This window comes from Roseateles sp. P4_D2, assembly GCF_056401875.1.
In genome coordinates, this window is sequence record NZ_JBFUIM010000002.1 from 439744 (window position 1) to 454744 (window position 15001).

Annotated in this window: 9 protein-coding genes; 3 read left to right on the forward strand and 6 right to left on the reverse strand. The window is 69.3% G+C overall.

All coding sequences use genetic code 11. From position 1 onward, the window contains the following. The first annotated feature begins 5 nt into the window (after positions 1-5). On the forward strand, positions 6-1895 hold the full coding sequence (gene recQ, locus AC1DW0_RS05460) for a DNA helicase RecQ (RefSeq protein WP_056191393.1): 1890 nt from the start codon (positions 6-8) through the stop codon (positions 1893-1895). 136 nt (positions 1896-2031) lie between these two features. On the opposite strand, the gene AC1DW0_RS05465 is transcribed toward recQ, so the two are convergent. Continuing rightward, the gene (locus tag AC1DW0_RS05465) at positions 2032-2313 is read right to left on the reverse strand and encodes a hypothetical protein (RefSeq protein ID WP_056191395.1); all 282 of its coding nucleotides are present in this window, start codon (positions 2311-2313) and stop codon (positions 2032-2034) included. Between the two features lie 206 nt (positions 2314-2519). Here AC1DW0_RS05465 and AC1DW0_RS05470 point away from each other — a divergent pair, with 206 nt between their 5' ends. Both AC1DW0_RS05470 and AC1DW0_RS05475 read left to right on the forward strand, forming a co-directional pair. Then, positions 2520-6080: a Dyp-type peroxidase gene (locus AC1DW0_RS05470; RefSeq protein ID WP_056191397.1), complete on the forward strand. Its 3561-nt coding sequence runs from the start codon at positions 2520-2522 to the stop codon at positions 6078-6080. Continuing rightward, entirely contained in the window at positions 6055-6399 is a 345-nt protein-coding gene (locus AC1DW0_RS05475) for a hypothetical protein (protein WP_056191399.1), read from the forward strand. Before AC1DW0_RS05470 ends, AC1DW0_RS05475 begins: the two co-directional genes overlap by 26 nt. Before the next feature lie 53 nt (positions 6400-6452). On the opposite strand, the gene AC1DW0_RS05480 is transcribed toward AC1DW0_RS05475, so the two are convergent. From AC1DW0_RS05480 to AC1DW0_RS05500, 5 genes are all read right to left on the reverse strand, one after another. Beyond that, positions 6453-7871 (reverse strand): pectate lyase family protein, encoded by a 1419-nt coding sequence (locus AC1DW0_RS05480; RefSeq protein WP_082532331.1) that lies wholly within the window; start codon positions 7869-7871, stop codon positions 6453-6455. 281 nt (positions 7872-8152) lie between these two features. Continuing rightward, positions 8153-11113: an ATP-binding protein gene (locus tag AC1DW0_RS05485; protein ID WP_162247721.1), complete on the reverse strand. Its 2961-nt coding sequence runs from the start codon at positions 11111-11113 to the stop codon at positions 8153-8155. A gap of 96 nt (positions 11114-11209) precedes the next feature. Then, positions 11210-12460, reverse strand: a complete 1251-nt coding sequence (locus AC1DW0_RS05490) for a hypothetical protein (protein ID WP_056191403.1) — start codon at positions 12458-12460, stop codon at positions 11210-11212. 151 nt (positions 12461-12611) lie between these two features. Then, entirely contained in the window at positions 12612-12836 is a 225-nt protein-coding gene (locus tag AC1DW0_RS05495) for a hypothetical protein (protein WP_056191405.1), read from the reverse strand. Positions 12837-12973: 137 nt separating this feature from the next. Further along, positions 12974-14959: an alpha/beta hydrolase family protein gene (locus AC1DW0_RS05500; protein ID WP_056191407.1), complete on the reverse strand. Its 1986-nt coding sequence runs from the start codon at positions 14957-14959 to the stop codon at positions 12974-12976. Between the last annotated feature and the right edge of the window lie 42 nt (positions 14960-15001).

Below are 15001 nucleotides of genomic sequence, written 5' to 3' on the forward strand. Positions count from 1 at the left end.
GTTGAATGAATCCGCCCCTGCATCTTCCAAGCCCCACCGACGACCTGCAATCCGCAGCTCACCAGGTCCTGTCAGCAGTCTTCGGCTACACCGCCTTCCGCGGCCAGCAGGCCGACATCGTCGAGCAGGTGGCTGCCGGCGGCGACGCGCTGGTGCTGATGCCCACCGGTGGTGGCAAAAGCCTGTGCTACCAGGTGCCCGCCATCGTGCGCCACACGCGCCAGCAGGGTGTGGCCATCGTCGTCAGCCCGCTGATCGCGCTGATGCACGACCAGGTCGGCGCGCTGGAGGAGGCCGGCGTGCACGCCGCCTTCCTGAACTCCAGCCAGACCGGCGAGGAGGCCAGCCGCATCGAGCGCGAGATGATGAGCGGGCGGCTGACTCTGCTCTATGCCGCGCCCGAGCGCCTGACGACGCCGCGCTTCCTGGCCCAGCTCGCGTCGCTGCACGAACGCGGCCTGCTGTCGATGTTCGCCATCGACGAGGCGCATTGCGTCAGCCAGTGGGGGCATGACTTCCGCTCCGAGTATCTGCAGCTCAGTCTGCTGCACGAGCGCTTCCCCGATGTGCCGCGCATCGCGCTGACGGCCACCGCCGACGACCTGACGCGGGCCGACATCATCCAGCGGCTGCAACTGCAGGACGCCCGCGTTTTCATCAGCAGCTTCGACCGGCCCAACATCCGCTACCTGATCGCGGAAAAGACGACCTCGCCGCGCGACCAGCTGCTGCGCTTCATCAACGACGAGCACGAGGGCGAAGCCGGCATCGTCTACTGCCAGAGCCGCAAGAAGGTCGACGAGACAGCGGTGTGGCTGGAGAGCGAGGGCATCAAGGCCCTGCCGTACCACGCCGGCCTGGACGCCGACGTGCGCCGCCGCCACCAGGACCGGTTCCTGCGCGAGGACGGCATCGTCATGGTCGCCACCATCGCCTTCGGCATGGGCATCGACAAGCCCGATGTGCGCTTCGTCGCCCACCTGGACCTGCCCAAGAACATCGAGAGCTACTACCAGGAGACCGGCCGCGCCGGCCGCGATGGCGCGCCGGCCGAGGCCTGGATGACCTATGGCCTGGCCGACGTCGTCAACCAGCGCCGCATGATCGACGACAGCCCGGCCGACGAGGTCTTCAAGCAGGGCCAGCGCGGCAAGCTGGATGCGTTGCTGGCGCTGGCCGAGGCGACTGACTGCCGGCGCGTGCGGCTGCTGGGCTACTTCGGCGAAGCGTCAACGCCCTGTGGCAACTGCGACAACTGCTTGAACCCGCCGCAGACCTGGGACGGCACCGAGGCGGCACGCAAGCTGCTGAGCTGCATCTACCGCTTCCACCAGCGCGGCGAGCGTTTCGGCGCCGGCCACCTGATCGACGTGCTGCGCGGCAAGGCGACCGACAAGACCAAGCAATACGGCCACGAGAACCTGTCGACCTGGGCCTGCGGCGCCGACCTGTCCGAGCAGCAGTGGCGTGCCGTGCTGCGCCAGCTGATCTCGCTGGGCCATGTGGCCGCCGAGGGCGAGTTCAACACGCTGGCCCTGCAGGACAGCGCCCGGGCGGTGCTCAAGGGTGAGGTGGAGTTGCGCCTGCGCGAGGCCGAGGAGAAGAAGCCGCGCGGCAAGTCAAAGACCGCCCGTGGCGGCGCGAAGCCGAAGGCCGATCCGGCACTCGGCCTGGACGCCGAGGGCCACGAGCGCTTCGAGGCGCTGAAGGCCTGGCGCTCCGAGGTGGCCAAGGAGCATGGCCTGCCGGCCTATGTGATCTTCCAGAACACGACGCTGGCGGAGATGGCCCGCGTCCTGCCGGGGGACCTGGCCGAACTGGGGGAGATCAGCGGCGTGGGGGCGAAGAAGCTCGAAGCCTACGGCCGGGAGATCCTTCGCGTGTTGGGGCGTTAGCCCCTCGTCCAGTCTCGCCTTGCTGAAGGCAGGCCAGTCTGGCCGGTCCCCGAGGGGACGGCGATGCGTATGGCGTTGAGCCCCACGCACATCGCCAGTGCGGGCCGGCTAGGGAGCGGCCCGGCGCTCGGCCCGCTTAGCGGACGGCGGCCGTCAGTTCGGCGCTGGCAACTTGCGTCGCATCCGGCGTGCGGCGGCCTTCGATGACGACGCGGGGCAGCTGGGCAATCGTCGGCTCCGGGGTGCTCACGCCACTGATGACCACGCGGTCCAGCTTGACGACTTCGGGCGCTTCGGCCGGCACGGTGAGCGTCATCCAGGTAGCGCCGGTCAGGGCGACCAGGGCGACGAGGATGGCGGCGCTGACGGCTTGCAGGCGGGTGCGGGCGGCGGCGGTGGTGGTGCTGATGCGGTTCATGGCGGACTTCTTTCTCTCTGGTGTGCCGCCAGTGTGTTCTTGAGGGGTCATCCGATCTAAGGGTTTGCGATAGGTTGCGGCTTTTCGCGGATGAAATGCGTCCGGCAGGGATCAACGGAATCCCTCCTTAAACCTGAGGGCCGACCCTGTCCCCGGCGTCATGCGGTGCCGGGATACTTCTCCCCTAAAAGCTAGGGAGAAGAGTCATGGCACGGGGCAACGACGTTCAGCTCGGCGGCATCACCGACCTCAACTTGCTGGCTGACATCAAGCGCGGCTTTGTCGACGCGCTCGAGGTCGTCACCTATGTGGACCGCCTGCGCAGGGTGCTGAAGACGCTCAACGGCCTGCGCCTGGGCTCGCGCGAGTCCAGCGCGCCGGCCTCGCCCTATACCGACATCGTCGCCCGTTGGCGCATCGTCCATTCCTTCCGCTGGAGCATCGTCGACGGCAAGGACGGAGCGCCCGACCGGCTGCTGCTCAACGTCTGCTTCGACGGCGGCTGGGAGCCCTATATGCGGGTGATCTGGGACCAGCTCGGCTCCACGCTGGATCTGATGCTCTGCCACACCGAGGCCTACACGCTGTCGCGTGACTGCAGCTTCGAGACCTATGCGCGCTGGGTGCGCGAGCACGAGATCTCGGCCGACTTCCTGTTCATCGCCTCCGGCCGCAGCGTCGGCGATGGCGAATACCTCGCCCGGCTGGAGGCCGCCCAGCGCGGCCGTGCCAACGAGCTGGAATTCAACCGCCTGCGCGCGCCGGCCTCCGGCGAGACGCCGCCGCTGCCCGCTGGCGACAAGGAGCGCTTCGCGATGGCGGCGCGCGGCCTGCTGCCGCTGGCGGGCCTGTACACGCTGCAGCGCTACTTCGGCGCCGGGGCGCCCGACCGCGACTGCCTGCTGCGCGCCACCCACGATGTGCTGTTCGAGCTGCGCGAGCTGGGCACGGCTGAACAGTTTCCCAAGGACGGCGGCAAGACCGCCGGCGGCCAGCTGCGCCAGCGCCATCACGAGATGCTGGCCTGGTTCGAGCAGCCGCTGCCCGAGCCCTCAGTCCGGGCGCGCGAGCTGTCGCTGCTGCCGGGCGACCTGCAGTGCTGCCTGCTGAGCAAACCGCCCGGCAACCGCGGCGGCCTGGTGCTGCTGCGCGTGGCCCAGCCGGCCCAGGCTGTCGCCTGGCTCAGCACGGCGTCGGTGCAGCGTGACAACGAAGACGGCGCCCAGCTCGCCGTCTGGCGCCAGGTGGCGCTGACCCTGTCAGGCCTGAGGGCGCTGGGCGTCCCGGCTTCGCGCCTGGAACGCTTCCCGCAGGCCTTCAAGGAAGGCATGGCCGCGCGCGCCGGCCTGCTGGGCGACGTGCGCCACAACCACCCTTCGCACTGGGTGCTGGCGCCTCATGTCAACAAGATCGACCGCATTGACCCCGCCAACGCCCATGTCCTCGTGCAGCTGCGCTTTGCGGCCGCCGAGCCGGGCGAGAACTTCACGGCCGCTGACGACAAGCGCCTGCATGAACTGGCTGAAGCGCTGACCGTCAACACGGGCCTGGCGCTGATGGCCATCGAGCCCATGCGCAGCAACGCCGCCGACAAGGAGCACTTCGGCTTCAAGGACGGCATCAGCCAGCCTGTGCCGACGCCGGACGACGCACCGCCCACGGGCCTGGCCTGGGACGACAAGGTCAAGTACGGCGAGGTGTTGCAAGGCTTCCCCACCGAGCGCGACAAGGGCTACACCGTGCCCGAGCAGCCCGATGCGCTGCTGGACCGCGGCAGCTTCCTGGTCGTGCGCAAGCTGCGCCAGTACACCGGCCGCTTTGCCAAGCGCACCTACCAGGAGGCCAGGAAGATCGGCCTGGACCACGAGCTGGTGCTTGCCAAGCTGATGGGCCGCTGGCAGGACGGCCGGCCGCTCGCGGCGCCCGAGGCATCCGGCAGCAGCAACGACTTCAACTTCGCCAAGGACGCGCAAGGCTCGGCCTGCCCCTTCCACGCCCACATCCGCCGCACCAACCCGCGCGACCTGGCCGGCACGGCCTTCTCCAGGAACCGCATGCCGCGCATCCTGCGCCGCGGCATGAGCTATGGCGCGCCGGTGCATGCCGATGCCCCGGACGACGAGGACCGCGGCCTGGTCTTCATGGCCTACAACGCCCATCTGGCCGAGCAGTTTGAAGTGGTGCAGCGCTGGGTGGCCGGCGGCAACGCGAGCGGCGGCTATGCGGCGCAGAGCGACCCGCTGCTGGGCGTCGTCGACGGCAGCGGCGGCCCGCGCCTCTTCCCCTTCGAGCACGCCGGCAAGCCCTACGAGATCGACCTCGGCCCCGAGCCCTTCGTCACGCTGCAATGGGGCGCGTACTTTTTCGTGCCCTCCATCGCCGCGCTGAAATCCCTGCCTTGCCTGACCGAGCTGCCTCTGCCGCTGCCGCCTCCCACGCCGGTGCCCGAGCGCGTGCCCGACCTGCAGGACAAGGCGGCCATGCAACTCTGGCTGGAAGACACCAACACCCGCGATGCCGCCTGGGCCTGGGTGCGCGCCCAGCCTGGTGGCGTCGTCGACACGGCCTATGGCGTGCTGGTGGGCGCGCCCGAGCGCGTCTGCGAGGTGCTGAGGAACGCCCCCGACCGCTACTCCGTCAGCGGCTACGGCGAGCGCATGCACGACTCCATCGGCCTGGGCTTTCTGGGTCAGGACGAAAGCAGCGGTCATCGAGCACTGGCGCCCATCATCAATGCGGCCATCGAGGCCTTCAGCGAGGCTGATTGCTATGCCACCGCCTACCAGGTCGCCAAGGCCGGCCTGGCGAAGCTGAAGGAAGAGGCCCATGGGCTGCTGAACGCTTTTCCGGCTTCGCAGAAACCCAAGGACCTGCCCACCGACACGCCGCTGGACTTCGAGCGCTTGAGCGAGGGCGTGCTGGCCAAGCTCTGCCAGCTCTGGTTCGGCCAGCCCGACGGGCGCCACATCTGGGGCACCGAGTTCCATGCCGAGGCGCCGGCTCAAGGAGCGGCCGCGCGTTGCCCGCGCGATCTCTTCAAGGTCTCGCGCCATGTCTTCGGCCCCTACCCGACCGAGGCGGTGCAGGCCGAGGGCCGCGCCGCCGGCCGCCGCTTCACGGCCGCCGTCGAGGCCTGGCTGGCCGAGCCGGGCACCGTGCTGCCGCCTTTGGCGCAGAAGATCGTCGCCGCCGCCAGAGCCCTGCCCGACGCCACGCCCGACCTGCCCGCATGCACGCTGGCCGGCATCATGCTGGGCTTTCCGCCCACCACGCATGCCAACCTGATCACCGTGCTGGCCGCCTGGGTGCAGACGCGCAAGCTGTGGGAGCTGCAGCCGCTGTGGCACGAAGTCGTGCCCGATCCGCAGACCCAGATGCGCCCCTACGCCGAGGCCGTGGCCCGGCTGCGCCCGACGATGGTCGCGACGCTGACCCGGCGCCCCACGCCCTTCCAGGTCTGGCGCAAGGCAAAGATGGCGCACCAGCTGGGCACGGTGCACATTGATCTCGGCCGCGTCGTCGTCGTCGGCCTGGGCTCGGCCACCCAGCAAGACCCGCTGCGCCACCACGTCGCCTTCGGTGGCGATTGCGCCGACCCCCAGGGCCGCTCGCCGCATGCCTGCTCGGGTTATGGCATGGGCATGGGCGTCATGCTGGGGGTGATCGCGGCGGTGCTGGATGCGGGGGTGCTGCGGTTTACGGGAGCGCCGACGGTGGTGGCGATGGGGGTGGAGAGAATGGATGACCGATCGGCTCGAGCTTCTTGACTATGTGGTGTTCTTCGAGACGGAGCCCGAGTGGACTCACGCCGAAGGTTGGTACTACGGTGCCAGATTCGCGACGCTGCGCGGGGACGACCGGGTCGTCGCTACCGTTGCACCGGATGACATGGAGTTCGCTGTCGAATGGTGGCAGGGCGATTTGCTGCGGCTGCGGTTCAGTTCGGTGATGGCCCATACCTGGCACATCGAATCGGCTGGAGGCAGGGAAGTTCTGCGCGTGGCGTTCAACGATGAGCGCATCAAGTTCTGCGAGCTGCAGCTCAGGCCCCATGTCCGAGTCGAGTGGAGCATGACCTGGGGATGACGGTAGCGGGTGGCCGGTCGGCTCGCTTTGTGGGGCGCCGACCGGCCACGCCATCAGCAGCTGACCTTCGCCAACCCCGTCCCCGCCCCCGCCGCCGCCGGCAGCTTCTGCTTCACGCACGACGGCGCCTGCAGCGTGTAGCCGTAGGGAATGCCGAGCGGGAAGGTCGCGGTGCTGGCCCAGTCCGTCGCATCGCGCGACGGTGACGAGCCGCTGGCCACCCAGGTGATGCCATAGGTTGCGAAGTCGGCCGGGCTGGTGATGTTGTTGCCGCGCAGCTGCCAGTAGCCGATGGACGGGCTGTCGCGCGAGGTCACCGGGTTCTGCGAGTTCTCGAACCAGTTGCCCTCGATCAGCGAGTAGCCGCCCATGCGGATGTTGGCGCCCGAGGTCAGCAGGCCGCTGTACAGGTTGTTGTACAGATGGGTATAGCCGGCGCGCTGCAGCGGCAGGCGCGAGCCCACATCCTTGTAGTAGTTGTGGTGGAAGGTGATGAAGCGGTCGCTGGCGTCGCTGTCGCTGGAGCCGATCAGGCCGACCTTGTGGTGGTCATGGATGTGGTTGTACGAGTAGGTGATGTGGTGGGCGCCGGCCTTGTTGTCGACGAGGCCGTCGAACTCCAGGTCGCCGGCGCCGCTGCATTCCTTCAGGCTGCTGAACAGGGTGTTGTGGTCGATCCAGATGTAGCCCGGGATGCCGCCGCTCTGGCCTTCGATGCCGATGGCGTCGATGGAGCCCGGCAGCAGGCCGATGGTCATGTTGCGGATGATGATGTTCTGCGCCGCGGCCTTGATGGCCAGGCCGAAGTTGGCGGCCGAGCCGTTGGCGCCTTCGATGGTCACGTTGTTCTTGTTCTTGATCTCGACGATGGCGCCGGCGGGCTTTTGCCACTGCGTGCAGGCGTCAGGGATGGCGCCGAAGTCGAACGTGCCGGTGTAGCGCAGCACCAGGCCGGAGCTGCCGTCATAGGCATTGAGGGCGGCCTGCATCGCCGCGGCGGTGCTGACCGTCACCGCCGTCTTGGTTCCACCTCCGGTCACGGTGCCGGCATAGCCGTCACTGCTGCCGGCCGGAGCGGGTGCTGGCGTCGGAGCGGGTGAAGGGGCCGGCGTGGGAGCAGGTGTAGGCGCCGGTGTTGGTGCGGGGGTTGGAGCAGGTGTTGGCGCCGGCGACGCCACCGGGCCGATGGCGCATTTCTTTGTGATGCCGGGGTTGGGGTCGGAGCCGAAGGTGGCCGTCGTGCAGGCGATGTTGCCGCTGAGGTTCTTGATGACCCATTTGTCCTTGATGCCATAGGACACGGCACGCGTGCTGGTGCCGACCTTGCAGGTCTCGCCTTCGTCGGCGCATTTGGAATAGCCCGAGGGCCAGTCCACCGCGTGGGCGGCCGAGGCGGCCAGCAGCAGCGACAGGGCCGTGCCGGCGGTGCGGATGACGGGCAGGGGCGGGGGTGTGAGCTTCTTCGTGATCATGGTTTGTTTGTCTCCGGTCGTTGTGTGGGCGCGCGGTTTCCGTCCGGATGCGCGCAGCGGGCCGTCGTCGGGGCCGAGGAGCGGCCGCCACGAAGGCTGTCGGGGCAAGGGAGAAGAAAACCGGTGCCGACGTCAGGTCACTACCGGTCGATCCGCGCGCTGGGGCGCGGCGACGTCAGGTCGGTGCGGCATCGCCGCGCATCGCGAGGCAACTATGAAACAGCGTTCTGTTTTTATGGATACGTGGTTTCACGTAGCCGATGAGTGCGACTTTGCTGCGCTCAGAGCTGGAGGGCCCGCTCCAGGAAGCCGCTCATGCCCAGGCGCTCGAACTCCCGCCCGGCGCGGTCCCGTGCGGTCTGCCAGCGGTCGTCCAGCCGCAGCTCGGCTTCCAGCAGCGCCGTGACGGCGGCTTCATGCGCCGAGTTGCGCTGCTCGCCAGCGCCGCGGGCCAGGCCGAGATAGCGTTTGGCGCGCTCGCTGTCCCCCATGCGCGCTGCCAGCCGGGCGGCGGCGCGGTAGGCCATGGCGCCGCCAATCCAGTCATGCTGGCGGCCGCGCTTGAGGGCCAGCGCGACGTGGTGGCGGGCCGCGCCGGCGTCGCCCTGGGTGGCCAGGATGTCGGCCAGCCAGCCGTGCTGGAAGCTGCTGTACAGGCCGCCGCCGCGCGGCGCCAGCCAGGCGGTGGCGTCCAGGATGTGCTGGCGCGCGGTCGGGTCGGCCTCCTGCATCCAGGCGCCATACGCGCCGGCCGCGTGGCCCATGGCGCAGGTGAACATGCTGCGCACCTGGGCGCCGACGCGGTGGGCAACGAGGGCGGCCTCGCGCGCCTCGGCCCAGCGGCCCTGCCACAGCAGCACGGCGGCGCGCCAGCCCTGGATGCTGGCTTCGACCGCATGGCCGCTGCCATCGAAGGGCGTCAGGGCCTCGGCAAAGATCTCGTGGGCCTGGTCGAAATGGCCCTGGTCGGCCAGCACATAGGCGCGGCAGCACAGCGAGAAGGACAGGCCGATCTGGTTGACCGCGCTCTTGCGGGCGCGCGCCCGCTGGCGGGCGATGGCCAGGTCCAGCATGGGCAGGGCGTTGGCGTAGTCGGCCGCGGCGGCCTGCAGCTGGCCGACGGTGCCGGGCAGCTGGGCGAGCAGCGCATGGTCGCCGCAGTCCTGGGCCGTCTCGACGGCAGCGCGCGCATGGCGCAGGCTGTCGCGCGTCTCACCCAGGGCGTAGCCGACATAGGAAAGCCAGTATTCGGTGCGGGCGATGAGGCCGGGCTCGGCTTCGGCCTTGGCCAGGGTGGCGGCATGGCGGAGCACGCGCAGGTCGTCCTGGGAGGCGTCGAAGACGCAGGCCATGCCCAGGCGCTGGGCGATGCCAACCCAGCGGCGCCGGCGCTCCGCATCGTCGGGAAGGAACTCCAGCGCGGCCAGGGCGGCGCGGAACTGCTTCTTGGCCCGGTCCAGTGCCGAGGCGGCCAGGGCCTGGTCACCGGCCGCTTCGGCGTGGTGGGCGGCGGCCGGCCAGTCGTTGGCGGCGGCGTCGTGATAGGCCAGCTGTTCGTGCAGGTCCTGGCCACCGTGTTCTGCCAGTTCGACGCTGATGCGCCGGTGCAGGGCCTGGCGTTGGTGCAGGCCGGTGGCCTCGTAGACGACGTCGCGCGTGATGCCGTGCTTGAAGCGCAGATGGCCGGGGCGTTGGTCCGGGAAGATGAAGTCCTGGGCCGCCAAAGCCTGCACGGCGGGGTGCTGCTCCCCGCAGCCGGACAACGCCTGCAGCAGCCAGGACGGGATGACATTGCCGATGACGGCCGCCACGCGCACCAGCTGGGCCTGCTCGGGCGGCAGGCGGCCGACGCGGGATTCGACGAGGGCGGCCAGCCAGGCCGAGCTGCTCGGCCCGGCGACCAGGCCTTCACCCGTGTCGGCCGCGGCGTGGCAGAGCTCCTCGATGAAGAGGGGATTGCCGCCGGCGTGGCGCTGCACCTCGGCGGCGATGAAGGGGTCGATCTGCGGCAGCAGCTGCTGCACGGCGCGGGCGGCCTCGGTCTCGGTCAGCGGCGGCAACTCGATGAGGTCGGCATCGCCGTCGTTGGCCCCCGGCAAGGCGGGCTGCGGCCGGCTGGCGGTCAGCAGCAGCAGCGGCAGGCGCTCACGATCGGCAGCGGCGCGCAGCCGATGCAGCAGGCGCAGTGAGGCGTCGTCGGCCCATTGCAGGTCGTCGATGAAGACGAGCTGGGGCATGCGCCGCGCCAACGCGAGCAGCAGGGTCAGCAGGGCGTCGGCACGCTGGCCGGGCTGGCTGTGCTGGGCGGCGAAGAGTTCGGGCGGTGCGTCGTGCAGGCCGCCGTCATGCATGTCCATGGCGCGCAGCATCTGCAAAAAGGGCTGCAGCGGCTCGGCGCTGAGGTAGCTCTCGCAATAGCCGCGGTGGATCTGGACGGCCTGGTCCTGGGCGTGGCGCAGGAATTCCTCGGTGAGCCGGGTCTTGCCCACGCCCGCGCCGGCGCGGATGCCCAGCCAAAGCGTGCCGCCCTGCAGCGCGCGAGCGAGCGTGGCCTCCAGGGTTGCCAGCTCGCCACCGCGGCCGACGAAGGGGGCGAGGCCGCGGCGCATGCTGGCCTCGAAGCGCCGGCCCACCGGTGCGCGGCCGAACACACGGTAGGCGGCCAGCGGCGTCGCACGGCCCCTCAGCTGCAGCGAGAAGCGCGGGCCGGTGTCGAAAAACTGGCTCTGCAGGCCCAGGCTCTCTTCGCTGGCGATGATCTCGTCACGCTTGGCGGCCTCGGACAGGCGGGCCGCGATATTGGGTGCGTTGCCGAGCAGCTCGAAGCGGCCACGCATCTGGTCGCCATCGTTGACGAGGACGATGCCGGCGTGGATGCCGCTGTGCAGGGCCAGGCCGGGGAAGTCGGCGGGGCGGGGGCCGGGCGGCAGCAGCTCGCGCACGGCGGCGTGCAGTTCCAGCGCGGCCTCGGTGGCGCGGCGGCCGTCGTCCTCGCGCACGTCGGGGTGGCCGAAGACGGCCAGCATGCCATCGCCCTGGATGCGGGCGATGACGCCGCCGTGGTGGGGCACGATGCGCTCGTACAGCGCGCGCAAGCCCCCGAGCATCGCCGCATAGTGCTCGGCCTCCATCCACTCGGCCATGGCAGTGGAGCCGCTGAGGTCGGCGAACAGCAGGGTTAGCAGTCGGCGCTGGCCGACAGGCGCAGGGGGGGCAGCGAAGGGCGCGGAGGACTCGGTCACGGCGCTGGTCATCCTAGCCGTTGCGCTTCGGAGCTGACCGCATGAACAGGCCGTTCTGGGGGCTCTGCTCTAGCTCTTGTCGCCTGTTGACCGTCGTCAACCTTGCAGCGGCACGAAATCCGTGTCCGCCACGGTGCGCGGCGCGTCGGGAGGCAGGTCTTCCTCGCGCAGGCCGAGATAGATGGGCTCGCCGTTGCGGCGATGGATGTTGATCTTGGCGTTGTAGACGCGGTGGATCAAGCCGTGCTTGTCGGCCATGTGGTATTCGCTGATGCCCCAAAGCCCGGTCGAGTCGCGCCGGCCGGTCAGGTAGCAGGCGATCTCGTCGACCTCGGAGCCGGCGAGCTTCAGGCCATTGAGGCTGCGCAGCGGCGCCCGCGTGCGCTCGACGAAGTCCAGGCTGTCGATGTGCACGTCCTCGCCGTTGACCTCGTCGTGCATCAGCGTGTTGAATTTGCCGACCAGGATCTGGCCCGGTTCGGCGCGCTCGATCATGCGGGCGAGCTCGATCGTGACCTGGCCGACCAAATAGCTGAAGGACGTGGGGTTGAGGCCTTCGGATTGGTAGAACTCGTAGTGCGAGCCGACGTGAAAGCACGCGCGCAGCTTGGGCACCGACTCGGGGCGCGTCGCGCGCTCGAGCGCCAGCGCGTTGTCGGCGAGGATGAACTGCATCAGCTGGTACAGCTCGACATTGGCCTCGACGCCACGCATGCGGTTCCAGATGTAGAAACCGTCGCCGGTCGTTGTGCGGGCGAAGTTGATGTTGATCTCGCGGTCCAGCAACTTGGCGTAGGCCGCGTTGACCGAGCAGGACAGGCTGTTGAGCTGCACCACCTGCTGCAGCGGCGTCAGCAGCGAGAAGCCGACCGCGTCGAACAGGATGACGGCGCGGTCCTCGACGAGGCGGATGCCGTAGCGCGCCGCGATGGCCGCGATCAGCGGCAGGCCCAGGCCCCGCTCGGGGTTGAAGGGCAGCTCGATGAGCTTGGGCACCACACTCAGCGCGGCGGCCACGCTGTCGAAGGCCTGCTTTTCGAGGTGCTCCTGGTTGGACAGCAGGTTGTCCAGCAGCCGCGTGCGCCGCGTCACCTCGGTCAGCGGCGAGGTGCCGTCACCCAGCGTGTACTCGGTCAGCATCTGGTGCGGCGCGACCAGCACGCGCAGGCCGCGCGGCTCGGGTGTCCAGGCGTAGATCAGGTTGTCGCCCAGGCCCCACAGCGTGTAGAGCGCCTGGTCGAGCAGGATGATGTTCTCGCGCAGTGCGGTTTCGCTCAGGCCGGCCGGTGCTGGATAAGCCATGAAGCCATCCAGCCAGGACCGGCGTTTGCGCAGCTCTTCTTTCACAAGCAGGCTCCAATCAGAAGCCTGGATTGTCTTTCACAGACGCGTGATTTTTTCACGCCAAGCCGAGTCGTCGGCACAGCCTGGGCCGCCGGCCTGCTGCACCGGCGACTCGGCTCGGTGTTCCTGGGTCATTTGAATCCTCATGTGGGACTCAGACGCGGTGTCCGGTGATGGTCACGCGCGGCAGCTGGGCGACTTCACGCACGGCGTAGCCGGTGATGACGACGCGCGGCAGTTGGGCGACTTCCTGCGTGGCCTTGCCGGTGATGACGACGCGGGGCAGCTTGGTGACTTCTTGGGGGGCGGCGCTGGCGGCGAAGGCGGTGAACACGAAGGCGGCGACGGCGGCGGCTTGGATCAGGACGGTGGCTTTCATGATGCTTCCTTGGGGTTTCGTTCAGCGGGTTTGCTGTGTCGATGGAAGCAGTTTCGTCACTGGACACGGGCGCCGCCATGGCGCTGCGATGAATCGCCAGACGCGGGCCGCGAGCTGCATGCGGCCGCGACAAACCGCTAGTTCTTCGCCGCCAGGTTCTTGGCCAGGAAGCGCTCGACGCGCCCCCAGAAGTCTTCGTTGGTCTTCAGGTTGAACCAGCCGTGGCCTTCGTCGGGGTAGACCACCCATTCCAGCGGCTGGTCGGCGCGCAGCGCGGCCTTCATCTCGGTGCCGTGCTTCAGCGGCACGCGCCGGTCCTCGCCGCCGTAGGCCATCAGCAGCGGCATGCGGATCTCGCTGGCGCGCGCCAGCGGCGAGGTCTTGCGCATCTGCTCGGCGTCGCTGTCCGGGTCGGCCACGAGGCGCTTCATGCCGTAATCCTTCCACTCGTCGGACATGTCGCTCCAGCTGATGCTGCTCAGCAGGCCGATGTCGGTCACGCCCACCCAGTTGACGGCGCACTTGAACAGGTCCTGCTGCGTGACGGCGGCCATCATGGCGGCGTAGCCGCCATAGCTGGCGCCCATGATGCAGGCGCGCTTGGGGTCGGCCCAGCCCTGTTTCACGGCCCAGGCCAGGGTGTCGGCGAGGTCGTCCTGCATGGCCAGGCCCCATTGCTTCCAGCCGGCCTTGAAGTGCTTGAAGCCGTAGCCGGTGCTGCCGCGGAATTCCGGTTCCAGCACGAGGTAGCCGCGGCTGGCGAGGAACTGGGCATAGGGTGACCATGACCAGTGGGTGCCGCGGACATAAGGCCCGCCATGCACCAGCACGACGGTAGGCGTGGCGCCCTTGACGCCGCCGGCCGGCTGCGTGACCAGCACCGGCAGCTCCAGGCCGTCGCGGGCCTTGATGCGGTGGTAGTCGCGCTGTCCCATGGCGGCGGCCGGCAGGTCGGTGCGGGTGCCGGCCAGCGACTGCAGCTGCTTCTCGGCCGTCTCGTACAGGTAGTACAGCGGCGGGCGCACGTCGGACAGCGAGGTGACGATGAAGTGGCTGGCTTGCACGCAGCGCAGGCATTCGATCAGGTTGACGCTGCCAGGCAGGCGAGCGTCGATGTCGGCTTGGGCGGCCTTCATCGTCTTGTCCAGCCACACGGTGCCGGGCGCGTCGGTTTCAAAGCGCACGCCCAGCAGCCGGCCGGTACCGGGCTCGGTGACGAGGCGGCCTTCGAAGTCGTAGCCGGGCGTGGAGATCAGCGGTTCCCCGTCCGCGTTGCCGGTCTTGGGGTCGACGCGGAAGACGGCGTCATAGCCGCCGTAGCCGCGTTCGCCCAGCATCAGGCCGTCCGGCCCGGCCCAGATCGGCCACGGGTGCTTGCGCGCGTGGGGGTCGTCGTCGTACCAGGGCTGCCAGCGGCCCGCATCGTCGCGGCTGAACAGCTGGCTGCGGCCCTGGTGCTCGGTGTCGATGACGCGGGGTTCGCCGCGCCAGTCGAGCAGCCAATTCCTGGTGTGGTCGGGCATGCCCGCGCTGAGCGTGCGCGTGAGCCCGGTGCGGGTGTCCAGCCGCGCCAGTTGCACGCCCGTGGCCTCGCGTTCGTTCGACCAAGGCCGGCGCAGGACGATGACCTCGCCGCCGTCCAGCCCCGGCGGCACGCTGTGCAGCACCCAGTTGAAGTCCAGCCGCCGATCGTTGATCAGCGTCGCCGTGGTGACGAAGGGCTTGTCGGTCTTGATCAGCTGGCGGAGGTTGGCGCCTTCCCGGTCGACCGCCCACAGGCCCTGGCCGTTGACGCGCGTGGTGCCGTCCGGAGAGTCGGACACGTCGAACACCAGCCTGTCCTCGCTGATCCAATGGTGGGTCGAGATGTCAGCGTCATTGAAGCCGGCGATGAATTTGGGCGGCTGCATGGTCTGCAGGTCCAGCACGGCCAGCCAGATGCGGTCACCCTTGCCGGCGGCCTGGATGGCGAGAAAGCGGCCGCTGGGGCTGAGCTTGGGCGCGCGCACCGCCGCGCGTTTGAAGAAGGCGGCGGCGGGCGGCGGCTCTGCGGCACTGACGCCCGTGCTGGCACCCAGCGCGGTGGCGGCTGCAAGCAGGGCAGCGGCGAGGCGGTACTTCATGTGCGGTAGCGTGGTTTGGACGCGCCAGATTGTGGCGGCCTA

Coding starts and splice junctions, on each gene's coding strand:
- recQ (WP_056191393.1), top strand. CDS start 6: ATGAATCCGCCCCTGCATCTTCCAAGCCCCACCGACGACCTGCAATCC.
- AC1DW0_RS05465 (WP_056191395.1), bottom strand. CDS start 2,313: ATGAACCGCATCAGCACCACCACCGCCGCCGCCCGCACCCGCCTGCAA.
- AC1DW0_RS05470 (WP_056191397.1), top strand. CDS start 2,520: ATGGCACGGGGCAACGACGTTCAGCTCGGCGGCATCACCGACCTCAAC.
- AC1DW0_RS05475 (WP_056191399.1), top strand. CDS start 6,055: ATGACCGATCGGCTCGAGCTTCTTGACTATGTGGTGTTCTTCGAGACG.
- AC1DW0_RS05480 (WP_082532331.1), bottom strand. CDS start 7,871: ATGATCACGAAGAAGCTCACACCCCCGCCCCTGCCCGTCATCCGCACC.
- AC1DW0_RS05495 (WP_056191405.1), bottom strand. CDS start 12,836: ATGAAAGCCACCGTCCTGATCCAAGCCGCCGCCGTCGCCGCCTTCGTG.
- AC1DW0_RS05500 (WP_056191407.1), bottom strand. CDS start 14,959: ATGAAGTACCGCCTCGCCGCTGCCCTGCTTGCAGCCGCCACCGCGCTG.